This is a genomic window from Paraburkholderia sp. RL18-101-BIB-B (assembly GCF_046026985.1).
GTDB lineage: Bacteria > Pseudomonadota > Gammaproteobacteria > Burkholderiales > Burkholderiaceae > Paraburkholderia.
The window spans coordinates 16888-39935 of sequence record NZ_JARESV010000050.1 but is presented as its reverse complement, the minus strand read 5'-3'; the positions used below and the strand labels follow the sequence as shown (position 1 = coordinate 39935).

Annotated in this window: 18 protein-coding genes and 1 riboswitch; of the genes, 4 read left to right on the top strand and 14 right to left on the bottom strand. The window is 63.3% G+C overall.

The window, feature by feature from the left end:
- Nucleotides 1-32 precede the first annotated feature (32 nt).
- Nucleotides 33-824 (top strand): alpha/beta fold hydrolase, encoded by a 792-nt coding sequence (locus tag P0D73_RS38445; RefSeq protein WP_408280197.1) that lies wholly within the window; start codon nt 33-35, stop codon nt 822-824.
- Between the two features lie 229 nt (nt 825-1053).
- Here the strand turns inward: P0D73_RS38445 and P0D73_RS38440 are convergent, their stop codons facing one another.
- From P0D73_RS38440 to P0D73_RS38380, 13 genes are all read right to left on the bottom strand, one after another.
- Nucleotides 1054-1272: a DUF6566 family protein gene (locus P0D73_RS38440; protein WP_408435283.1), complete on the bottom strand. Its 219-nt coding sequence runs from the start codon at nt 1270-1272 to the stop codon at nt 1054-1056.
- The gene (locus P0D73_RS38435; protein WP_408280194.1) at nt 1272-1622 is read right to left on the bottom strand and encodes a hypothetical protein; all 351 of its coding nucleotides are present in this window, start codon (nt 1620-1622) and stop codon (nt 1272-1274) included. The genes P0D73_RS38440 and P0D73_RS38435 overlap by 1 nt, the downstream gene beginning before the upstream one ends.
- A gap of 281 nt (nt 1623-1903) precedes the next feature.
- Nucleotides 1904-3721 (bottom strand): glutamine--fructose-6-phosphate transaminase (isomerizing), encoded by a 1818-nt coding sequence (gene glmS, locus P0D73_RS38430; RefSeq protein WP_408435282.1) that lies wholly within the window; start codon nt 3719-3721, stop codon nt 1904-1906.
- A gap of 63 nt (nt 3722-3784) precedes the next feature.
- The gene (gene galE / locus P0D73_RS38425) at nt 3785-4807 is read right to left on the bottom strand and encodes a UDP-glucose 4-epimerase GalE (protein ID WP_408435280.1); all 1023 of its coding nucleotides are present in this window, start codon (nt 4805-4807) and stop codon (nt 3785-3787) included.
- 35 nt (nt 4808-4842) lie between these two features.
- A complete protein-coding gene (locus tag P0D73_RS38420; protein ID WP_408435278.1) occupies nt 4843-5760 on the bottom strand; it encodes an endo alpha-1,4 polygalactosaminidase in 918 nt (305 codons plus the stop codon).
- Nucleotides 5761-5816: 56 nt separating this feature from the next.
- Nucleotides 5817-7010: a glycoside hydrolase family 191 protein gene (locus tag P0D73_RS38415; RefSeq protein ID WP_408435276.1), complete on the bottom strand. Its 1194-nt coding sequence runs from the start codon at nt 7008-7010 to the stop codon at nt 5817-5819.
- Nucleotides 7011-7148: 138 nt separating this feature from the next.
- Nucleotides 7149-8522 carry an exopolysaccharide Pel transporter PelG gene (gene pelG / locus P0D73_RS38410; RefSeq protein WP_408435274.1) on the bottom strand — a complete coding sequence of 458 codons (1374 nt, stop codon included), beginning with the start codon at nt 8520-8522 and terminating at the stop codon, nt 7149-7151.
- Nucleotides 8522-10174: a GT4 family glycosyltransferase PelF gene (gene pelF / locus P0D73_RS38405; protein ID WP_408435272.1), complete on the bottom strand. Its 1653-nt coding sequence runs from the start codon at nt 10172-10174 to the stop codon at nt 8522-8524. Before pelF ends, pelG begins: the two co-directional genes overlap by 1 nt.
- Nucleotides 10171-11181: a tetratricopeptide repeat protein gene (locus tag P0D73_RS38400; RefSeq protein WP_408435270.1), complete on the bottom strand. Its 1011-nt coding sequence runs from the start codon at nt 11179-11181 to the stop codon at nt 10171-10173. Before P0D73_RS38400 ends, pelF begins: the two co-directional genes overlap by 4 nt.
- Nucleotides 11174-12586, bottom strand: a complete 1413-nt coding sequence (locus P0D73_RS38395) for a PelD GGDEF domain-containing protein (RefSeq protein ID WP_408181445.1) — start codon at nt 12584-12586, stop codon at nt 11174-11176. Before P0D73_RS38395 ends, P0D73_RS38400 begins: the two co-directional genes overlap by 8 nt.
- A gap of 89 nt (nt 12587-12675) precedes the next feature.
- Nucleotides 12676-13227: an LpoB-related protein gene (locus tag P0D73_RS38390; protein WP_408181443.1), complete on the bottom strand. Its 552-nt coding sequence runs from the start codon at nt 13225-13227 to the stop codon at nt 12676-12678.
- 37 nt (nt 13228-13264) lie between these two features.
- Nucleotides 13265-17251, bottom strand: a complete 3987-nt coding sequence (locus P0D73_RS38385; RefSeq protein WP_408435268.1) for a tetratricopeptide repeat protein — start codon at nt 17249-17251, stop codon at nt 13265-13267.
- Nucleotides 17241-19946, bottom strand: coding sequence for a polysaccharide deacetylase family protein (locus P0D73_RS38380; protein WP_408435266.1), 2706 nt, complete (start codon nt 19944-19946; stop codon nt 17241-17243). Before P0D73_RS38380 ends, P0D73_RS38385 begins: the two co-directional genes overlap by 11 nt.
- Before the next feature lie 445 nt (nt 19947-20391).
- On the opposite strand from P0D73_RS38380, the gene P0D73_RS38375 reads away from it, so the two are divergent.
- The 3 genes from P0D73_RS38375 (at nt 20392) to P0D73_RS38365 (ending at nt 22202) form a co-directional block, all read left to right on the top strand.
- The gene (locus P0D73_RS38375; protein ID WP_408435264.1) at nt 20392-20577 is read left to right on the top strand and encodes a hypothetical protein; all 186 of its coding nucleotides are present in this window, start codon (nt 20392-20394) and stop codon (nt 20575-20577) included.
- Nucleotides 20578-20688: 111 nt separating this feature from the next.
- Nucleotides 20689-20768: riboswitch (cyclic di-GMP riboswitch) on the top strand.
- A 56-nt stretch (nt 20769-20824) separates the two neighbouring features.
- Nucleotides 20825-21697 carry a spherulation-specific family 4 protein gene (locus tag P0D73_RS38370; RefSeq protein ID WP_408435262.1) on the top strand — a complete coding sequence of 291 codons (873 nt, stop codon included), beginning with the start codon at nt 20825-20827 and terminating at the stop codon, nt 21695-21697.
- A 343-nt stretch (nt 21698-22040) separates the two neighbouring features.
- On the top strand, nt 22041-22202 hold the full coding sequence (locus P0D73_RS38365) for a DUF1328 domain-containing protein (RefSeq protein ID WP_007182451.1): 162 nt from the start codon (nt 22041-22043) through the stop codon (nt 22200-22202).
- A 201-nt stretch (nt 22203-22403) separates the two neighbouring features.
- On the opposite strand, the gene P0D73_RS38360 is transcribed toward P0D73_RS38365, so the two are convergent.
- Nucleotides 22404-23033 carry a GNAT family N-acetyltransferase gene (locus tag P0D73_RS38360; RefSeq protein ID WP_408435260.1) on the bottom strand — a complete coding sequence of 210 codons (630 nt, stop codon included), beginning with the start codon at nt 23031-23033 and terminating at the stop codon, nt 22404-22406.
- Nucleotides 23034-23048: the final 15 nt, after the last annotated feature.

Here is a 23048-nt window from a genome sequence, read left to right as displayed (position 1 = left end):
ACCCAACGAAATTGACGAAGAGGATGAACATTATGAATACCTTGCTGAAAAAGTGCCTGGCTGCCACGTTGATGCTGGGAGGCTTGCTGTCGCTGGCCGCTGTCACACCGGCAAGCGCCGCCGCGCCGAACGGCGATCTGAAAGGCAAAAACGTCGTCCTGGTGCACGGAGCATTCGCCGACGGCTCGAGCTGGAACAAGGTGATTCCGCTGCTGGAAGCAAAAGGTCTGCACGTGGTGGCGGTGCAAAACTCCCTCAAATCACTCGACGACGATGCAGCGGCGACGCAACGCGTCATTGAACAACAGAACGGGCCCGTCATTCTGGTGGGCCACTCGTGGGCCGGTGCGGTGATCTCTCAGGCAGGCAACGACGACAAGGTCAAGGCCCTCGTCTATGTCGCGGCGTTTGCCCCGGATAGCGGTCAGTCGATCAACGACATCCTCAAAGGCAAGCCCGCGCCTTCATGGGCGACGGAGTTGCAGAAGGATTCCGCCGGCTATCTGACGCTGTCGACAAACGGGATCATCAAAGACTTCGCGCAGGACCTCCCGCCGGCCCAGGCCCGTATCGTGGCGGCCACACAAGGCCCCTGGTTTGCCGGTTGCTCGGACGACAAGGTGGCGAGCGCGGCGTGGCACAGCAAGCCGTCGTGGTACGTGCTGACGGAGAAGGACCGCATGATCCCCGCGCCCTTGCAGGCCGCGATGGCGCAACAGATCGGCGCCACGCTGGTCAAGGTCAATGCGAGCCACGTTGCGATGCTGTCGCAGCCGACTGAAGTTGCCGCGGCTATTATCACGGCCGCTCGTGCGGCAAAGTGAAGACTCTGGCTCACGAGCGGTTCGGGAACCTCAACGCTCATGCAGCCGCTTCACGCCTGCTTAAGCGTCTCTTAATCGAAGCAGTCGCAGCATCTTGACTTGAGGGTGCGTCGTGCGTTTGGGACGTTGTCTCAGTGACCGTCAGACGCAGCCCTCACCTTCTCTCAGGTTCTGGAAGCCTCGGAAACCAGGACCATTCAAGCCGGCTATCGCCGGCTTTTTTTGCCGGTCACCCGTGGCTATCGATCCAGGCACGCGCCCACTCGAGTCCTGCGCGCTGCGCTTCTTCCTCAGTATCGAAGTGGGCGAGAATGCCCGACGCTTCGATCAGCTTGCCGGCGAGCGTAACGGTCCCGCTAGCGGCGTAGCGCTCGGGCTGCAAGATGTCCTCCTGCTGCAAGATGGCGTGCCCCCAGACGGTGTAGCCGTGATAAGTCTGGGACTCCATCAGCGCGTCACCTCAGCCGTCATGCCGCGCGAATCCACCCGCAACACATTGCCCTCGGGCGTGATCTGCCGCGGAATCTCCGACATGTCCGGCGCATGAACAGGCACGTTTTCCCGCCGGTCCGTTTTCGCGACGAGCCTGGCAACTGGCGCCGATGCAGGCCGCGCGCGGGCTTTCACGGCATGAGGAACGATGTGCCGACCACCGGCAGGTCGATGGGCAACGACCGCGCGATGCGGCATGCTCGCTCGTGCTTCCGGCGGGTTCCAGACTTCGACGTAGTGTGCGCCGGCCATGGCCGTCGAAGCCACCGCGAACAGCAGAGCGCCCAAGCCCAAAAATCGAAACATGTTCTCTCCCTATGCGCCATCGATCACGCCGCCACAATCACGCCGGCGCAACGAAATCCCATGCCGGATACTGTACATCCATACAGGTCTTTGCGCAATCCAATGATCGTCGCGCCGAACAGCTTGCGCTCGGGTCATGACGCCAACGAGTAAGGAAGAGGAGAATGTGGTCGCCCTGCGGTTCGTGAACGATGATCAAAACTCTGAGCAAGCTTTGGCAGGCAACCATTCAACAGCAAAGCCGACGGGGAGCCGCCGCCGCCCGCCCCGCCGCTAACCCTTCACTCCACCGTAACCGACTTCGCCAGGTTCCTCGGTTTATCGACATCCGTCCCACGCGCGCACGCCGTGTGGTAAGCGAGCAATTGCAACGGCACCACATGCAAAAGCGGCGACAACGGCCCATAGTGCTCCGGCATTCTGATCACGTGAATCCCCGGCTCACTGCCAATCCGCGTGTCCGCATCCGCAAACACATAAAGCTCGCCGCCGCGCGCCTTCACTTCCTGGAGATTCGACTTCAGCTTCTCGAGCAGCGCATCGTTCGGCGCGATCGTCACGACCGGCATCGCATCGGTGACGAGCGCCAGCGGGCCGTGTTTCAATTCACCGGCGGGATAAGCCTCCGCGTGAATATAGGAAATCTCCTTGAGCTTGAGCGCGCCTTCGAGTGCGATCGGATAGTGCGAACCGCGTCCGAGGAACAGCGCGCTTTCCTTGCCCGAGAACTTCTCCGACCACGCGATGATCTGCGGCTCCAGCGCCAGCACGGCGTTCAGCGCGGCCGGCAGATGGCGCAACTGGCGCACATAGTCCGCTTCCTGTTCCGGGCTCACCGTGCCGCGGATTTTGCCCAGCGTCGCGGCGAGCACGAACAGGCCGACCAGTTGCGTGGTGAACGCCTTGGTCGACGCCACGCCGATCTCGCGGCCCGCGTGCGTGTGAAACGACAGCGACGTCAGCCGCACCATCGCGCTCGTCGCCACGTTGCAGACCGACAGCGTGTGCTGATGCCCAAGCGACTGCGCATGCTTCAACGCAGCGAGCGTGTCGGCCGTTTCGCCGGATTGGGAAATCACGACCACCAGCGCCTTCGGATTCGGCACCGAATCGCGATAGCGGTATTCGCTGGCAATTTCGACCTGAGTGGGAATCTTCGCGATCGATTCGAGCCAGTATTTAGCCGTCAGTCCCGAGTAATAGCTGGTGCCGCACGCGAGAATCAACAGACTGTCGATATCCGCAAACACGGCGGCGGCCGCTTGACCGAACAGCGACGTATCGAGCGACTCGCCTTGCGGCACCGTGTCGGCGATCGCACGCGGCTGCTCGAAGATTTCCTTCTGCATGAAATGCCGGTATGGGCCGAGTTCCACGCCGCCGCCATACGCGGCCACCGTGCGCACTTCGCGCGCTACGTCGGCGCCGTCGCGGCTCACGACCCGCACGCGCTCGAGCGTCAGCTCGCACACATCGCCCTCTTCCAGGAAGATGAAGCGCTCGGTCTCGCCGGCCAAAGCCAGCGCATCCGACGCGAGGAAATTCTCGCCTTCGCCGATGCCGACGACGAGCGGCGAGCCTTGCCGCGCGCCCACCACCAGATGCGGATGCGCCTTGTGTTCGACCGCGATCGCGTACGCGCCGTCCAGTTGCTTCACGACTTCGCGAACCGCCTCGAACAGGTCGCCGCGATACAGGCTATGCACGAGGTGCGCGACCACTTCGGTGTCGGTTTGCGAAACGAACACGTAACCCTTCGCGCGCAGCATCTCGCGCAACGGCTCGTAGTTTTCGATGATGCCGTTATGCACCAACGCCAACTCGTCGTTCGAGAAAATCGGATGCGCGTTGTCCGTGACCGGCGCGCCGTGCGTCGCCCAACGCGTGTGCGCGACGCCCGTGCCGCCTTCGAGATGCGTCTCGCGTGCCTGCGCGTCGAGGTCCGCGACGCGCGCCGTGCTGCGCGCGCGGCGCGGGCCGGCTTCGGCCAGCACGGCGACACCGCACGAGTCGTAACCGCGATATTCCAGACGCCGCAGTCCTTCGATCAGAACCGGGACGATGTTACGTTGCGCTACCGCGCCGACAATGCCACACATAAATTTGCTTTCCCACGTGATGTTGTATCGGATGAGGCGAGCCGCCCCGAATCGAGTCGAGCTTCAGGCGTAACCGGCGGGATTGGTCGATTGCCAGCGCCAATGGTCGGCGCACATGCGTTCGATGCCGTATTGCGCGCGCCAGCCGAGCAGCTTTTCCGCCGCGGCCGGATCGGCGAAACAGGACGCGACGTCGCCCGGACGGCGCGCGACGATTTCATAAGGCACCGGCTTGCCCGACGCCTTTTCGAACGAGCGCACCACGTCCAGCACGCTATAGCCTTGCCCCGTGCCGAGATTCACGACGAAGCTCGCATCGCGCTCGACCAGCGCGTCGAGCGCGGCAAGGTGTCCGCGCGCGAGGTCCACCACGTGGATGTAGTCACGCACGCCGGTGCCATCCGGCGTGTCGTAGTCGCCACCGAACACGCGCAGCCTCTCCAGCTTGCCGACGGCGACTTGCGCGACATACGGCATCAGGTTGTTCGGCACGCCGCCCGGGTCTTCGCCAATCAGACCGCTCTCGTGCGCGCCGACCGGATTGAAATAACGCAGCGTGGCGATGCGCCAGGCCGGATCGGATACTTCCAGATCGCGCAGGATCTGTTCGGCGATCAGCTTCGTTTGTCCATACGGATTGGTGGCGGACAGCGGAAACGATTCGTCGATCGGCGAGGTCTTCGGCACGCCGTACACCGTGGCCGACGAACTGAACACGAACTGCTTCACATCGCGTGCGCGCATGACCGAGAGCAGCGTGAGCAGACTGCCGAGATTGTTGTCGTAGTACTCGATCGGCTTCGAGACCGATTCGCCGACCGCTTTGAGCGCCGCGAAGTGAATCGCACCAGTCACCGCGTGCGTATCGAAAATGCGTTGCAACGCCGCTTCATCGCGCGAATCCGTTTCGTAGAACGCCACGCGCTTGCCCGTGATCTGCTCGACGCGTTTGAGCGACTCGCGGCTGCTGTTCACCAGGTTGTCGACCACGACCACGTCGTAGCCGCCATTCAGCAATTCGACACAGGTATGCGAGCCGATAAAGCCCGCGCCACCGGTTACCAGAATCGTGCCTTTCAAGTCCATGCGAAATTCCCTTTTATAGTTATTCAATTCGAGTGTCACGGCCGCTCATTGCCGGTCCCGGCCGCGCCCACGCCGACGGTCGCGAGTCCGCCGTCGGTGACGTAGGGCACGAAGCCGGCTTGCGCAATCCGTGCCGCGGTGGCGGTTGCGCACGTGTCGTCGGCGGGCGGGCAATAGTCGATGGACAGCACCGGCAGCTTGTATTGATCGCGGATGGTCGCCGCCTGCATCAGCAGCCAGTCGCGATCGGCCTGCGGCACTTCCGTATAACGCTGCTTGCCGGCATCCCAACCGCGGTACAGCGATTCGAACGCCACCATGTAGGCGAGATCATGGATCTGCGGCAATACCTCGAACCCGCGGTTGAAGATCAGCTTCGCCTTCGGATAACGCTTCTTGATCGCGCGGATGACGCGCACCAGTCCAGCTTCCTGCGCGGCTCGCGCGGCATCGGTTTTGGCGATCAGATGGTAGGAGTCGAGCGTGTCGAGGAAAAAGCCCCGATAGCCTTTTTTCCATAACGGCGAGATCACCTTGTCGACGAAAAACGCCGGCCATTCGGCGGCCGTCTGATCGATCACGTGCGAGGCCCACGCTTCGTTGACGCCCGGCAGCCACGCGGACGGCATGGCGCTGTAATACGCGCGATGCGGGTTCACCTCGCCGACGCTCACATACGCGAACCACGCCGGATGCGCCTTCGCGTGAGCGCGCGGATCGAAGTGCGCGTCGGGGTCGACCACCACGACATCGAATGCGGCCAGTTCTTCGACGGGAGGATTCGCGCCGTAATACAGCGCCACCGACGGTCCCGCCGGCGCGTCCGCCGCGCTCTGCGCGTGCGCCACCGAAGCCAGCGCGCCGAGCGCGGCCATGCGCGCGAACCGGCTGACACGACGCAGCAGCGCGCGCAAGGTGAAACGTCGGTCGTGGTTGTGCTCGTGCTCGGACAAAGCCGGTTCCTCTTTCGTGTTGTTCGGGCAACGTCGCCCGTTTCTGGCTGTCGGTTCTAACTACCCACAGGCAGGAACGACCACCAGCAGATACTATCAAGCGACACAGTCGAGATCGAAGGACTGAAGCCCGTTTGCTGCGCCGCCGTCCACGCGGTTTGCGCGGTCGAACTCGCCGTGCATGACGACGTATAGTCGAGCGATCCCACGAAGAAAGCGCTGCGGCCGAGATTCTGCTCGGTGCTTTGCCATGACTTCAACAACTGCACGACTGACGTGCTCGTCGACGGCAAGAACACCTGCTCCGCGATTACGCCATCGATCAGCCACGGAAACGATACACCGCCCGTCGTCCCGCCGATGGCCTGCACGGGCGCCGCATTCGGCACCATCGCCAGATCCGGATAGCGGTCGCGCAGTCGCTTGACGAGATCGAGGCCACCTTGCGCGCAGGCTGCATCGCATGGGGCCGTAGACGCATTGGCGCCGTGGCCGACAATTTCGAAGTTATCCAGCATGAATCCGTCGACACCGGTAGCCGCGAGACGCGGCGCGACGTAGTTGACGATCAGGTTCTGATAGTCGGCGTTGACGGGATTCATCCAGTATTCCTGGAAACCCGAATATCTGCTGATTTGCGCCGAGGCATTCGCGCCGCACGACACGAAGCCGGACGGGACCGTGTTCCAGTAAGTGCGCGATTTCTCGCAAGCACCGAAATTCAGGTAGCTGAGCACCTTCGCGCCATTCGCCTTCAACGCGGCGATCTGCGCGGCCGAGAAGGCGGGCGTGCCGTTGCCGGGATCCGCGTCGATCACGATCAGCTTGAACGTGGCCGCCGCGTGGGCGATGTTGATCGCGCTGCCCTGACCGTAATAGACGGCCCAGACCGGCGACGCCGGCAAGGCGCGCGCCGTCGAGATCGTCGGCGTGGTGCTCGAGCCGGAATTGGTATTCGTCGATGAATTGCCCGAACCGGACGAGTTCGTCGAACCGGTCGAGTTGCCGGAATTACTGGCGTTACTGGAGTTCGTGGCGCTGCCGGTGGCCGAACTCGTCGACGACACCGTTGCGCCATTCGTGCCGCCCGTACCGCTGCCGCCGCCTCCGCAGGCTGCCAGCAGACTGCAGGACGCAACGATCGCGGCCGCACCGATCCAGCGTTGCGCGAAGCGGCGGCCGTAATGGACGTCGGCGGCAAGGCGCGCGCGCGCGGGCCGCCGAAGCGGGCCAGGATCATACTGATGCATGGTGGAATCCGAAGTCGAACGGTGTGAGGCTAAGGGTGCCGGCGCGCCGATTCACGCTCGTCAAACGCGCCGGGATGTCGCCACTTTAGAACGGCAGCACGAACACGATCTTGAGTCGCAAACAGCGACGCCTTGGGTTCAACCCCGCAACATATACGTTTCGTATTCCAAAGACATGAATTTGCGGTCGAGCACCTTTACGGATGCCACCACCACGACCAGCAGCGCCAGCGCAAAACCATAGCCGTAGAAATCCGGTCCGAGCCTGAGCGTGATGCCGGTGAAGAGTCCGTTCAGCACGACGAATGCACCGGTGAGCCGCAGCACCACGCGCCGCCCGTCGAGATAGAAGAACACGTTGAGCAGACCCAGCAGCAACACCTGCAGACTCGCCGACACCACGTCGACGACGAGCAGCGGCATATACAACGGCGAAATGCCGAGCGAGCCCAGCACGCGCTCGCCGAAGGCGATGATCAGCAGCAGCACGACCGTCTGCACCTTGATGATTTCGTACAGACCGGCACGCACGCTGCCCACCATCATGTCGCGCATTTCGTTGATATGGCGCAGCGTCGCGCCGCTGCGCACCGCGTCGTAGAAGGCGTCGTAGTACTCGACGAAATCCGCTTCGATGCGCACGAGGAAGGTCGCCATGCCTGGCATCACGCACACGTAGGCGATAAAAATCGGAATGTCGTAGATCACCGACGCATTCAGCGGTCCGATCACGTGCGTGCCCGTGCCCGGCGCATACCAGAACATGAACTTGTCGAGCCACACGCCGATGTTGAACAACAGGCCGACCAGCGCGAGGCTCGGGTAGGCGAAGCGCCGCTCGAACACCTCGAACGAAACGAAACGCTCGCTGCGGTAGTTACGGTAGATCAAGCCCGACAGACCGGCGAGCAGCACGATGTGCCCCGCCACGAAGCCGCCAAGCAAGCCGACTAGTCCATAGCCGTTCAACGCGAGTGCAAGGCACACCACGCACGCATAGCCCACGGCGAACACAACGAGGATCTGCCGATACTGCTTCACGCTCGACAAAAAAATCACGGCGATCCAGATGTTGCTGACCACGACGAAGCCCGTAATCATCAGCAAGCGGTAGATCAGCGGTTCCTCGCGGAAACCCACCAGCATCGCGATCACCGCGACCGCGCTGGCCAGCACCGACGACACCAGCACCACGCCGTTATAGTTCGACAGCACGAGGTCGTCGCGCTTTTCGAATAGCCGGTCTGAGATGAAGCGCGTGAACGATAGTTGCAGCGGCCCGGTCAGAATCAGGCTGAGCGCGATCAGATACGTGACCGACACCTGAAACTGCACGATCGCGAAGGTCGGAATCACCGAGGTGAGACTGATCAGCCCGATGATCAGGATGCCGAAGATCGACAGGATCAGCGGGCCGGAACTGATCAGGCCGGCGTAGGCATAGGCGCGCGCCACGCCGGTCAGCGTGTCGCGGCGCATGATCTTGCGTAATTCGAAGCCGATACCCGCCATCAGCGTGTCTCCTGCGATTGAACGGGCTGCGCCGGCTGCACGCGCGGCTCTGCCTTGGATTGGGTGCCGTGGTGCATCGGGCAGCGCGCCGCATCGGCGGCCGTGCCGTTACGGTCACGGTCCGGCATGGCGGCGAGGCGCTCATACAGCGCGCGATAACGGTCGATCATCTGCTTCTTGGTGTAGTAGCGGCGCACGCGCGCGAGTCCGGCCTGCTGCGCGGCCTGCCAGCGGGTTTCGTCGGCGATCAGCGACAGCACCGCCTGGGCGAATGCCGCCGGGTCCGCGAGCTGCACCACCATGCCCGCCGAGCCGAGCGCGCGATCTTCCTCATCCACGCCTTCGATCAATTGACGGCACGAACCCACGTCCGTCGTGATAGCCGGCACGCCGGCCGCGAAACCTTCCAGCACCACCAGCGGCAGCGCCTCGCTGATCGAGGTCAGCGCGATCACGTCGATTTTCGGCATCATGTCGTCGATACGCTGGAAGCCGAGGAATTTCACGTTGCGGCTCAGCCCGAGACTCTCCACCAGCGCACGGCATTCGAGCGCGTAAGCGGGATCTTCCTCTTCCGGTCCGATGATCCAGCCTTCGAGATCCGGCATGGTGCGCGACGCAATGAAGATCGCGCGAATGAAGGTCTTGATGTCCTTGATCGGCACCACGCGCCCGATCAGCGCCACCACTTTGTGTGAGCGCGGCTTGCGCTCGGCGACCAGCGGCGCGAGCGCGTCGACGTCGATGCCGTTCGGAATGCATTGCGTGCGCTCAGCGCGCGCGCCGTCCGTGACCTGGCGCTGGCGGTTCGCCTCGTACAACGCGACGATGTCATCCGCCGCGTCGTACGCGAGCTTGCCGATCGCTTCGAAGAAACGCACCCACAGTTCGCGGAAATAGCTGACGCGCGAGATATCGCGCTCGAACACCCCGCGGTTGTCGCGAATCCACTGGCTCTGCAGCAGGTCGATCTTGCGCTCTTTCGTATAGATGCCGTGCTCGGAGATCAGCAGCGGACGCCCCGTGCGGTAATGCACCAGTGCGCCGAGAAAGCCGCCATATCCCGTCGATACCGTGTGGTACACCTTCGCCGGCAACAGCTTTTCAGCGACGCGCGCGAGCTGCCACAGCGGCTTGTGCATGATGCGCACGGTCCAGAAGTAATCGGTGAACGAGGGATCGGTACAGTACTTCTGATACTGATCGACGATCGTGTCCCAGGCCGCGCGGCTCGACAGGAATTGTTCCTCGCTCAGCGCGCCGTTGGTCCCGAGCATCGGAATCACGTCGGCCATTAGCGCACTCACGTCCCGGCCGTTGCGCGGATCGCGCAGAGCGTCATGCAATTTCTGCGAGCGGGCAAAGGCCGCGGCGTCGCCATCGACGGCGCGCGGCTGAAAGTCCGCGACGGCCTGCTCGTACAGATAGTGCGTTTCGATATGCACGACGTTGTCCGGCAGCGCGTAAGCAGCACCGTTGTAATCCTGTTCCCGGCTGCCGATGAAGACAATCGCGAAACGGGTTGCCGGGTACGAGCGGATCATTTCATTGACCCAGCTCGATACGCCGCCCCGCACGAACGGGAACGTGCCTTCGAGCAGCAGGCAGACATCGGCATCGGCGGCACGGCGGATCGGGAGTTCTTTCATCATGACCAGTACTTCACAACCGGTTTGAGTGTGGGCAACGCGGCAGCATTGCCCAGTGATGCGAGAAGCTGCTCGACACGAGCGTAGTCGCCGCGCAGGAAGTCGGCTTCAGCCAGCCACGGCACCAGCCGTTCGCGCGGGAAACCGAGTGCGAGCGCTCGCCCGATGTATTCGTGCGCGGCATTCGGCAAGCCACTCGCCAGCGAGAGACGACCGCGAATCAGCCACAGCGCGGCGTCGCCCGGATCGGTTTCGAGCGCTGCCTGCGCGTAGCGGTCGGCCTGTTGCAGCGTATGGCGATAGACCGCGCCCTGCACCAGATTCTGGTACACGAGTTCGAAATAGAGCTCGGCGAGCATGCGGTTGAGCGCATGGCGTTCGACGTCGCTGTCGGTCGCTTCCAGCGCTTTGCTGGTCCGGAAGATCTTCTGCATGATTTCGTTTTCGGCGTGATCCAGCGTGCCGTAAGCGATCAGGCGAATGTCTTCGAGTGGGTCGGCAAGCAACTCGCGCAGCAACGTGCCCGTCGTGCGAGTGGGCATGCTCTGGATCGCCACCAGCGCGGACAGCCGGTCGGTGGGCGACACCTGGGTGTTGGCAAGACGCGCCTGCAGCCGCGCGCCGCCGCCGTGCGACACACGCGACACCAGGTAGGTGACGAATTCCGGCCGCGGCACATCGGCGAGTTGATCGCTGTCCTTGTCGCCCGGAAAGAGCGCTGCCCAGAGGCAGCTAACCAGCACCACGAGGCCGCCGAACAGCGGCACGAAGGTGCAGGCGAGCCACAGGAACACGAACGACACCACGCGGGGCTCGCGATAATTCGCCGGCAGCCACGCGCGGAAAGCGACCGCTTCGGCGAGTCCCGCCACCGCTTGCAGCGCGAGAAAGCGCAGCAAAGGATCGATCGCGCCGGCCGGCTGCAGCAGGCTCGCGATCGCCAGATATTGCACGATCACGGCCACCACGGCCGCGAGCGCGCTGACGATGAGAGAAAGGGTCTTAGACATCGAGGCCGCTTCGTTTGAGAAGACGCATCAGCGCCGCGCCCGGCTCGTCGCCCTCGAGGTGAAGCGTGTGAACGCCGACGCGCGCGTGTTCGAGGTCGGTGTTGAACTGGGCCGTCAGGCTGGCTTCGATCCGCGCCAGATAACCGTCGATACCGGTCGTGTCGGTGGCCGGCATCAGGTTCACCAGCACCGACTGCTTCGCGGTCTGAACTGGCCACATCACGTCCAGCGAACGACGGCGGCGCATGACGTGCTCGAACAGCGAGTCGCCCTCTTCATCGCGCGGAAACGCCAGTGCGACGAGCGACGACGCCACGCCCGCCTTCTGCTGGAGACGCGTGAGGCGGCTCAGGTCGAGCGCGAATTCGTACGGGCAATTCGGCACGCGGTCGAGAATGCGTTGCACGAACGCGGAATGCTCGACGCCGTCCGCGTAATAGCCGAGCAACACCAGCAACAATTGCAGATTGTCGAAATTGAGCGACAGGAACGGCATGCGCTTGACGACGAGCAGCGCGCGCAATTCACCGTCCGCGGACACCAGCGGCGCGCAGACCAGGTACTGGCTGACCGGCACCACCGTGTTTTCGTTCTTCAGATGCGCGACGCTCAGCGTGTTGAGCGCATGCGTGACGAGTTCGTCGTGCATGGCGAGTTCGAACGCGTCGCCGATCTGCGCGATGGCCTGAGTGCCGAGCTTGCCGTGATGCACCGGATACAGCGCCGCGACTTCGATCTGGCAGGCCTGCGCGACGAATTCGAGCAGACCGCTCGCGCCGCCCAGCGGGTCGCTTTCCTTGCCCGCCGCCGGCACGGCGAGCGCCGTATCGGTGGCGACCGAGAGACGGCGCAATTCGGTAATCGAATCGCGCAACGTGGTCGGGCGGGACAGCAGGTCCTTTTCGAGCCGCTCGTGCGAGAGCCGCATCAGATAGTGACTGTTGGTCAACGCCACGAGACGGTCGTTCAGGTAGTCATTCAACGAGGATGCGCGCCCGGCGCGGCTGCCCCACGTATCGCCGAAATGCCCGGCGAGAATCGTCTGGATCAAACCGCCCGCGAAATATAGCGTGGGGAACGGATCGCCATGCTGATAAAAGAGCGTCCATGCACCGAGCATGAAAGCACCGCTCAGCAGACCGAGCAGGCTGCCATATCTCAACGCCACCAGCAACGGCACCAGCCACAGCCACGGAAAACCGGCGTGCAGCAGCAACGGGTCTTCAGGATGAAGCCAGCGGGCCACGGCCAGCACGACCAGCACGAGCACGACAGTTTCAACGATCGCGAACGGCCGCGCCACCGCGGGCGCCAGCAAGCGGCGCACGCGTCCGAGATTGCCGAACGGATGCGCATGGCGCGGCTTCGAGGCGCCCGGGTTGTTTTCCACGGCTGCGGTATTCACGGCCATTTCCTTTTCACATGTCGGGTTTCAGCTTGCGGCCCGCACTTCGGGCGCAAGCCGCAACCTTGGGGATATGCTTACCGGCGTCCTTATTGGCGCGCTTGCAACGGCGACAGAACCTTGCCGATCAACGAAGTCGCCACGCTCGACAGACCCGAGCGGCTCCAGCCCGTACGCGTACCCGTCGCGCTCCACACCACGGCGCCGTTCGACACGTCGATCAATTCGAAGGTCACGCCGACCACCGGCTCGCCGTCCACGCCCGTCTTGTAGCGCCATTCTTCGACGGCGCCCGACAGCACATAGCGGGCGTTCTGCGAACGCGCCCATTCCAGCGCCTTGTCGCCATCGGCGCGCTGCGTGGTGTCGAACATCGCATTGCGGCTCGAATCGGCCGGCGCGATGCGCACATCGGCGATACCGCCCGCGCGCAGCGTGTTGGCCGCGATCGACTCGGCGCTATGGCCTGCGTCCGGCGTTTCAGTGTAGTTGGCGATCGACACCACCGCCACTTTGTCGCCGCGCGAGAGCGCCGGGCCCGAGGTCTGACGCACCGTGCCGCATGCGCTCACCACCAGAGCCAGCGCGGTTGCCGCGGCACACCAGGCGCTCGTACGAACCAATCGTTTAATGCCGACCATGAAGAATGCTCCTTTGGATATGTATTCGAAATCCGGTTCAATAAAACCAGCTATACCGTGCGCCGATCTGGGTCACGGGCGTGCCGAGATGCGACACGCGCTGATGCGAGAAGTAGATTGCCGCGTGATCGCCGCCGAAGATCGTGCCCGCGAGCCCCAGGCTGATCGCCGGCCCCCAGCCTTGATTCGAGTCGTGCTGTAGGCCCACGTCGAGGAACGGCCGCCACGCGCGCGTGTACTGGTCGATCAGATCGTTGCCGAAACCGAAGAAAAAGCCGTATTGCGAGTATGTCTGCGGGATGAAAGTCGACGCGGTGACCGGCCCGGCGGCTGCCGGGACCAGCCTTGAAATCAGGGCGTCGGCGTTGCCGCTCGCGCCGTAGTCGCCATGCGCGCCGACCAGGCGGAACGTGTAGTCCGGATAGTTCGTGCGGATCCGATAGCCGATCTCGCCCGTCGACAGCACGCCGCTGCCGAGGTAATTGCGTGCCTGGCTATAGAAACGATCCGCTTCGACGCTGCCCGTGGCGTACAGATTCTGCGTCATGCGATACGTGACCGTACCGATTACGTTGTCCTTCATGCCGCCGACCAGCAGTGCCTGCGATTCACGCGCCGTCTGATTGCGGCCTGCCTTGACGGCCACCGACAACGGCGAGTTCCTGCCCCACTCGGCTGCCACCGCCACGCTATAGAAACTGTCGAGCGCTTCGCGGCGGCCGGCTGTCACCATGAAAGCCGTGTCGTACGTTTGACGCCGCGCGAAAAATTCCACGGACCGATCCACCGACGGCACGTTGGTCAGTTGCGACTCGTCCGTCGAGTGCTGGAAGCGCTGCACACCGTTCACGCCGACCATGTAGAAATCAGCAATCTTGATGCTGCCCGCTAACGTCTGCTCGACGTAATCGAGCGGATGTTCGACGAAGCTGTTCACCGTCGCGTCGAGCGATTGCGGCCACGTCAACGCGGTCTGCTCCAGCCGGCTATGCAGTTCCGAATCGTAGGGCGCGCCTTCCAGGCCTTGAAACGCGAGGTTTTCAGCCGCGCCCGGACGATCCACCGCGATCGATGCGTCGATACGGTTGTAGAGCGGCAAACGCGCGCCTTGCTGGTCGAGCAGACGCTCCATCGCGGGCTTGTCGTTTTCAGCAAGCGCGATCGCGATCAACTGCTCCGAAGGCTGCACGAGCACATTGGCGTACTGGCGAGCCAGCCAGCGCTTTGCCAACGGATTCGCTTCATGCGACATCGCCCAGGCGAGCGCCACGTCGCGCGCCACCGACGAAGTCAACTGCGCCTGATCCGGCGACTTCGCGGCCACGTGCGCCTTCACGGGTTGCGCGGGCGGCAGGCCGGCCGCATCGCCGAGCAGCGTGCGGCGTGCTTCGGCGTTGTCGTTGCGGCCTGCGTCGCTGGCGAGCAGATCGATCAGGAAAGCCTTCGACACGTCCGCGTTTTCGAAGATCGACGCGAGCGTGACCTGGCGGCCGAGCATCTGCTCGCGCACTTCGCTGCCCTGTAAAGCGCGCGTGCGCAGCACGATCTGCCCTTGCGCGCTGTTGGCGCGAACTTCGGCCTCTTCCTGCTGCATCTGACGCCAGACGTTGCGACGGATTGACCACGCGAGATCGCTGCGCCCCGCCATTTCCTGCGCTTCGGCGTAGGTGAGTTGCCACAACGGATCGCGCGACATCGACGCCGACTGCAGTCGCAGATATTTCAACGCGGCTTCCGGCCGGTTCAGACGCATCAGCGCGGCGGCCAGCGGGCCCCACAAGGCCGGCGCCTGCGCGGGCGCATCGCGCCATTCGGCGACAGCCTCGCGCAATTGCGCTTCGCTGCCGTAGTCCACCAGCGTCCAGAGCAGCGCGGCACGCAAGTCGAGCGTCGCGCCGGGCAGCGACACCGCGTGCTGCAGATCGTGTAATGCGTCGAGCGGACGATCGGTCTGGCGATAGTATTCGGCCCGCACGCGCAGGAACGCGGGGTCGGCTTCGCCAGCCGTCAGTTGTTCGGGCGTCAGGCTCTTGAGCAACGCGTCGACGCGGTCGTATTGCTCCGCATCCGTGTAATAGTGAATCGCGCTCTGCAGCGCGCGCTGCGAGTGGTCGCGGCGGAACTGCAACTCGGACGTGCGAGCCGCGTCGACCGGATACGCGTCGTAGAAGTACGTCATCGCGCTCAGGTCTTCGGGTGTGGCCTGGCCGCTCGCCAATAGATGCTTGTAGGCGTCGTTCGCAATGTCGTCGCGTTGCAGCAGACGCGCGAGTTGCGCGGCATTGCGCCAGAACAGCACGTCGTCGTCCTTGGCGCCCCGTCGCGCGGCGAGCAGCGTGTCGAGCGCGCCCTTGTAGTCGCCGTGGCGATACAAAAGGCTCGCCGTGCGCAGCGCGTATTGCGTGTTCGAGGGATAGAGCTGATTCAGCTTGCGATAGTAGGTCAGCGCTTCGTCGTCCTGACCGGAGCGCTCGGCGAGCTGACCCAGGCGCGAATCGATTGCTTCAGCCGGCGAATTGCGTTGGCGGCCGCGCAGGAAAGCCAGCGCGTCGTCCGGACGGCCGAGACGCTCGTAAGCCGCAACCACCGAGTCGACCAGCTTGAGATCGCCGGGCGCCGCATTCGATGCCTGGATCAACGCCGCCAGATAGGCATTGTCGTCGTTGAGCATCGGCGCGAGGCGCATGACGTTTTTCCAGCCTTCCGGATCGTGCGTGGTCTGTGCGTAAGCGAGCCACATCTGCAAGGCGAGCGGCGACGCATGGTTCCATTCGGCGACCTGAGCAAGGCGCTTGGTCCAGACCGGCGAGCCTGGGTTCTTGCTGACCTGCTCGGTAGCGACGCGCTGGGCGTTCGGCAGATCGCTCGATTCGAGGAAGGACTGGTAAAGGAGGCTCGGGACGTCGTTCGATGCGGCTGCGGAGTTCGATGCGGCAGACGGCGCCGCAGGCGCAGCTGCTGCGGGACTCGACGCCGCGGCGGCAGGCGCAGACGCAGCGCTGGACACCGCGACGCGCACGAGATGCACATCGCGCGAGCCGTGCGTGCGAGTGTGCATGGCTACACCGGCCCCGCCTTGCGGACCATCCATATACGCGTACTGCCCTTGCGAGCCGTCTTCACGCGAGCGTTCGCGGATGAAGGCGACGAGACGCAGCGCGCCGTCCTGATCAGGCTGAGCCCGCGCATAGCCGGCCAGCGCCTTCGCGTAACGGTCGACGAGATCCGGACGATGCGCCGCGCGCGCCAGATTCAGCAACACGACGAGCGTTTCGTGATCGTGCGCGAACGCGGCGCCGTGTTCGTTGGCGGCCGCGAGCGCCTCATCTAGCAGATTGCCCGATTGCAAGGCCCGAATACCTTCTAGAAAGCACTGACGCTTTGCATCGAAGGTCGCAGCGCTCGCTTGCAGTCGGAACCAGCCGTTCGCCGCGCCGCGATAGTCGCCCCCATACATGGCGAAGCGCACCACTTCGCGGTTCCAGCGCGTTTGCTGCGCGGGGTCCTGTTCAGCGAGGCGCGCATAGAGTTGGCCGGCGAGCTGTTGCGCGTTCACCGAGGCGGCTGCTTCCGCCAGCATCTGCAGATCGGCATTCGACCACGTCAGCGCCGCCGCATTCGTGAGCTGCGTACGCAAATGGGCGAGCGCGGCATCACGGCCCGGATCGTTGGCGGGCAGCGCAAACGTCTCGCGCGTATCGACCGTTAGACGCAGCAACTGCGCCGCGCGGCGCATGTGATCGCTCGGAATCGCTTCCATGCGGGCGGCGATACGGCGCGCGTCCTCGTTGCGGCCCAGATGCACGTACTGCGTGCCGAGCACCGAGAGGATTTCCGTGTTGTCGGGCTGCACGCGCAGCCATGCTTCGAGGTAGGCGATGCTGAGATCGCTCGGCGCGTCGGTCGACGTCATCCGGCTACGCAGGCCGCCGCGCGGATGCACGAGATACAGCGTGATCAGCACGACGCCCGCGAGCAGCAGGACGAGCCACGTGGGCGCGATGCGAGGGCGATTAGCGGCCACAGGCGACCTCGACTGACTGGTAGTTCAGTTTCTGTCCGACGTCAGCCGGTGTATCGAAACGCAGGAACTCGCCGTCGCGACGCGTGGCGACAGCCTGCTTGTTGACGCTGACCTTGCACTGCTGCGCGTTGGCCAGTTTCACGAATGGCTGGTAGTGACCGGCGAATTCGAAACGCACGCCCTGCGCCGTGCGCCGGAAGTTGCGCACGAAACCGTTGGCTTCGCCGATATACGGCGCCGTCTGTGTGGCCGCCGCGCTGCCGATCGCAAAGCGGGCGTTGCCGCCGTCGATATGGATATACGTGCCGTCTGGACCCGCTGCAAAGCCGGTCACGCCCGACGCGTTATCCAGCGACGGTTTGGCCGCTTGTGGCCAGTGCAACTCACGCACCTCGCCGTTGCCACGCACGATCCAGTCGCTCGCCTGCGGGCCCACCTCTTTCGCCACCGCGAACGTGTGCCAGTCGAGCACCTTGCGGATGTACTCGCTCACGTAGACCGGCATCACCGGCTGCTTGAGCACGGTTGAAAAGATCTGGTCGAGCGCGCGCAACGAGGCGACCTTGGTGCCGCTATACATGTGGTAGTAAATGTCGATCGGCTTGAAGCGCAGTGGCCGGTCGGTCATCGAGAAGGTTTCGAGCACGCGCGTAAAGCCATAGAACGGACCTTGCCAGTCGTTCGTGTAGACGTTCTCGTCCTGATTCGGCGCATACACCTGATACGCGCCCGGCCCCTTGTCCACGCCGATCGGCGCAATATTGGTCCAGCTATTGGCTGACCTGGTGATTACCGTGTCGCCGCCGTTGAAGTTGTAGACGCCGGCCTCGTACACCTTGCGCACGACGAAACCCGGCGGCCGGCAATCGCCGGACCATTGCAGCAGCACGGTCTTCTTTCCGGGCGGCGCGAGTCGCGTGTTGATGTAGTCGATCGAACCGGTGATCTCACGGTCGATATTGAAGTGATAACCCGGAATGTTCAGCGAGAACGCCGCGTCGCCGCCTCCGCGGTCCACCTGCGCGCCGGTCTTGCTGTCCACCTGCTCCCATTGGAACGGATGCGAATACGTGTGCGTGCCGATCTCGACATGCGGCAGCGCGAACATCTTGCGCGCGATCTCTTCGAGACGCGGCGAGATATCCGGATGCAGGCCCTTGGGGCCGACTTCGCCTTCGATCACCGAGAGCGTCATCGGTACCTGATAGCGGGTGAAGATCTGCTGATACAGCGCTTCGCCGGAATAGTCGGGACCGGGAAATTCGGCGCGCGAGGCGAAACCGTCGCCGTCCACGTGCGACATGAGCAGACGCCGGCCGTTTTCGGTCGTGACGCTCGGCGACGGCATGTCCTGCAGATGCAGCGCCGCTTTCATGAACGCCATCGGCTGAATCGCCCAACGCTCCTGCTCGATGCTGTCGAGCGACGCCACGGTGTACGGGCTGAGCGCATAGCCGCCCCACGGCGTCAGCGCGACCTGATCGAGCAGCACGCCGTTGGCCGAGACGCGCAGCAACGGCTGGCTGCGCGAACCCACGCGCACGCCTTGCAGATCACGCGGCTCGGGCTTCGGGCTGATTTCGAAGCCGACCATCGGATCGCTCTTGACCACCGTGACCGGCGCGGCCAGGGTTCCCCCCACGGCTTGCAGGTCGAGCGCCGCGCCGGCCGAGCCGGCCGCGTCGAAGCCGAACTGGCCGAGGAACGCGACGGGAACGTGATCCGCCATGCGTGCCGCGACCCAGCGTTGCCACGCTTCGGGATCGGGCACCGCGCCGCGCTGGATCCACGCGACGACGCCCGCGTAGCGATCCGGCGTGATGGCGTCCGGCAGACGCGACGAGAAATCGGCGTACTCGACGTCGTAGCCCATGTAGTTGAGCGGCGTGGCCAGATCGCGCACACCCGCGCTCAGGTCGAGCGGATCCTGGGTGTCGCGGTCCTGCACGACGAGAATCTTGCGCGGCAGCACTTCGATCTTGCCGATGCCGACCACGTCGCGGGCCTTGCTTGTCACATAAGGCAGCATGCCGGCCGACACGACGCGCGCCGCCGTGTCGCGGGCGCATTGCCGGTCGTTGCGCGCGCAATATTCCACGGACACCACCGGCACGCCGCTTTGCTGCGTGAATGCGCGCGCATCCGCAATGCGTTGCGCGCGCAACGATTCGGGGACGTCGAGAAGCTGGCCGCTGTCGCCGAGTCCACGCACCAGCGAATCGCCGACTACCGCGTAGAGCGACTTCGCAACCGGCAGCGCGTTGCGCATGACGTCGGCGCCGCCCGCCACGAGGCGCGCGTCCGGATGCGCTTCATGAATGCGGCCGGCGGCGGCCACGGCCGCGGGCGTGTCGAGCAGGAAGCCACGATAGCCGCGCTGCCACAGCGGTTCGATCTGGCTGGAGAGGAATGCGTCGGCCGATCCGGCGGACTCGGCACCGGTGGTGCGGGCGATCCAGGTGGTATGCGCGAGCGGATGAGCGGCCGGGTCGAAACCCGTGGCGGGATCGACGACGACGGCATCGAATGCTTGCAATTCGCCGACAGGCGGATTGGCGGCATAGAAGAAAGCGAGGTTGGGGGCAGACGCGGCAGAGTTGGAGCGGGTCGCCGCGGCAGCGGACTGCAGCGGTGCAGCCTCCGTCTGTGTCACTGCATGAGTCGCAAGCGGTGCAATACCGGCCGCGCCAAGCATTACCGCTATCAAGGTGCGCGTAAGAAATCGTTCGCCCGCACGTCCGACCACCCCGCAAGAGTCCCCGCCGGCGCATGCCCGGGTCCGCTTCTTCATCGCCAAAATCTTTACCCCGTTCAGTCTGAACGCGAGCGGCGTTCTCCTTGTGGGGAGAATGTTTCCGCTAGCGGATTTTCGAGCCGGCCCGTCGGCATTATTTACATCGCGCAAAAACTGACTTTGCGCCGGATGCGATACCGACTTTTTGTCTGATTACTGGTAAGGCGGTGGAAGATAGCACATGACATGTGGCGTCTCAAGCTCGCTTATGTCGTCGGCGGAATCCGGATTGTTAAATAGTGGTAAATGCATCCGCTTGAATTCAAAGGCAAACGATTGCGCACCTGAGCACAACCGATATCAAGTGTTGCGGCTGCTTAAAATCGATTCGTCAAGGAGATCCGCAATGTGTTGGAAAACCGCTGCAGCAGGCAGATCAATCTTGCTGGCGCTTAATCTTCCGATCAATAAATCGCGAGAAAGAGAGGCGTTGCCCTACTCTTTCTCCGCTCTTTCAAATATTTTTAAGCCCCGTCAAACAGGCGTATTCGACCAGCGTTCAAGCTCGGCTCACCGCGGCATGCTGCAATAAATACCGAAACGCAAAACAGAAATCGATTTTTTTGGTTACTCTCGATGGGATTCGAATCAAACGACAAAAAAATAAATCGGCCCCCTAAAGAAAACTCAAGGGATGCCGTTAGCGCAGTTTGGGCAAACCCGGAGCGATCCGGCGACGCAAAACTATAGGGACTCCCTTGCGGGAGTTTGCCAGTTGCCCGCCGTGTCCACGGCGGGCCAATCGACAGCGGTTTCGAAAGACCGCGTCAGGAGGCTACATGCAAGAAAATCGGGGAATGGGTGCGGTTGCGGGTGTGCGTGCGGTCTTCGCGTTGGAATCGGCGGAAAGAACCCGCCTTGCGGGGCGCACCGGCAGGTGTCTGAAACGCGTCGGACTCATCGCAGGTCTGTTGCTGGGATGCCTCAACGGCACGGCCTTCGCGGCGGGCAGCACGGCCACCAGTCTCGTCGTACCGTCCTACTTCAACGCCACCGGCAGCGTCGCGAACTGGAACAGTCTCGTGACCTCGGCGCGCAAAGTGCCGACCACCGCCATCCTGAATCCGAACAGCGGCCCCGGCGTCAAGGAAGATCCGAACTATGCCGCCGCCGTCGCCAAGCTTCGCGCCGCGGGCGGCAAGGTGCTGGGCTACGTATCCACCTCGTACGGAAAGCGCTCGCTCTCCGCGGTCGTGGCCGACATCAATACCTACGCGGCGCTGTATAAGGTAGACGGTTTTTTCATCGACGAGATGACGTCCGATAGCCAGATGTCGCACATCCAGTTCTACCAGTCGATCTACAACTACATCAAAGGACTGAACGCCACCTACTCGGTGACGGCCAATCCGGGCACCAACATTCCAGAACTCTACGCAAGCCTGCCGACGGCCGACCAGTTCGTTGTGTTCGAAAGCACTGCGAAGAGTTACGCAAAATATCAGCCGATGGGCTGGCAAGCCGCCTATCCGAAGAACCGCTTCGTGCACATGGTGTATGGCGCGACTGCCGCGCAATTGCCGGGCGTCGTGCAATACGCGAAGACGCATGGCGCGGGCGGCGTGTATGTCACGTCGCTTGCCGGGGGCAATCCGTATAAGGCATTGCCGCCCTACTGGAACGATGAAGTGACGGACGCCGCCGCGCGTTGATGAGCTGACTTATATTGACATGCTGCTTGCTGCGGCCGGTGACGCCGGCCGCGCACCTCTTATAGCCCACATTCATTCGTGAACGCTCGGGTCTGGAACGCCGGCCGCCGCCGTGTCGAAATCCGCGTTGGCGTGGATACGACAGCCGCCTTCTCGCCGCCGGCTTCAAACGAAATTTCCTTCACGCCGACGCGCCGATCAGACGCACGCCCTCGCACGCCCAGGTCTGGGCACACGTATTGCTCTATTCCGCTCGCCGGCAAATAACCCGTCAAAGCACGCAGTGCCCACAACGAGTCGCCGTTTTCCATTTCAATCCAGCAATCCATCGGTGGGAGGCCCCATGCTTCGATACGCTGCAATCTTCTTCATCATCGCAATCATCGCCGCGGTATTCGGCTTTGGCGGCATTGCCGCAGGCGCGACGGAAATCGCCAAGGTCCTGTTCTTCATCTTCGTGGTGATCTTCCTCGTCACCTTGCTGATGGGCGTGATGCGACGCTGATGAACGCTTCGACCGTTTAGGCGGAAACACACCTGCCCCGGCGCGAGAATCAGCAATCCGTTGCAATACTTGCCGTACCGTATTGCAATTGTTGCTGCCCGCACCGGGGTTTTCATTTCCGGGCTCGACCTTCATCCATGCGTTCTACACAGCGCATTGCACCGCAGCACTTCCCCGCTCTTCGTTGTCGCTTCCTCGTCTTCACGCCGCGCGCGCAATCGGCGCACGCACGCTCAATCGATGCGACCAGTTAGCGAGCGTACGCGTCGCCACCGGCGGCTTGCTCAAGATCGCGCTGTCGTAACGCTTGCCGTCGAAGCGCACGAAATCGACGATACGAAACCCCTGTCCACGATAAAACGCGATCAGATGCGCTGCCGGTTGCGGCGTGTCGAGCGCAAGCTCGGCATAACCTCGCGTCGCGGCCCAATGATCGGCGAATGCGATCAGCAATGTACCGATACCGCGCGACTGCCACACCGGCTCGACCGCGAACTGGCGCATGCTGGCGATATCGTCGCGACGATATAGATCGCACGGCGATTCACGGTCCGTCGCATAGAGCGTCATCGTGCCGACGATGCGCCCGTCGCACACCGCCACGTAGCAATCGCCGCGCGTTGCGCGCAAGCGTGTGGTCTCGACGGTCTGATCCACGCACGTGCAATTGAGGCCCATCGCGCCGAGCGGCGTGAAGGCCCGATGCAACAACGCCGTCAACGCGACGAACGAATCGCGTGCCGGATCGAAGCGGCGCAATTCGACACGGCCCATGCCGTGACACACGTAGTCGATACGAACGGATTGTTGCTTCGTTGCACGTCGCTTCACGTTGAGCACCTCGTG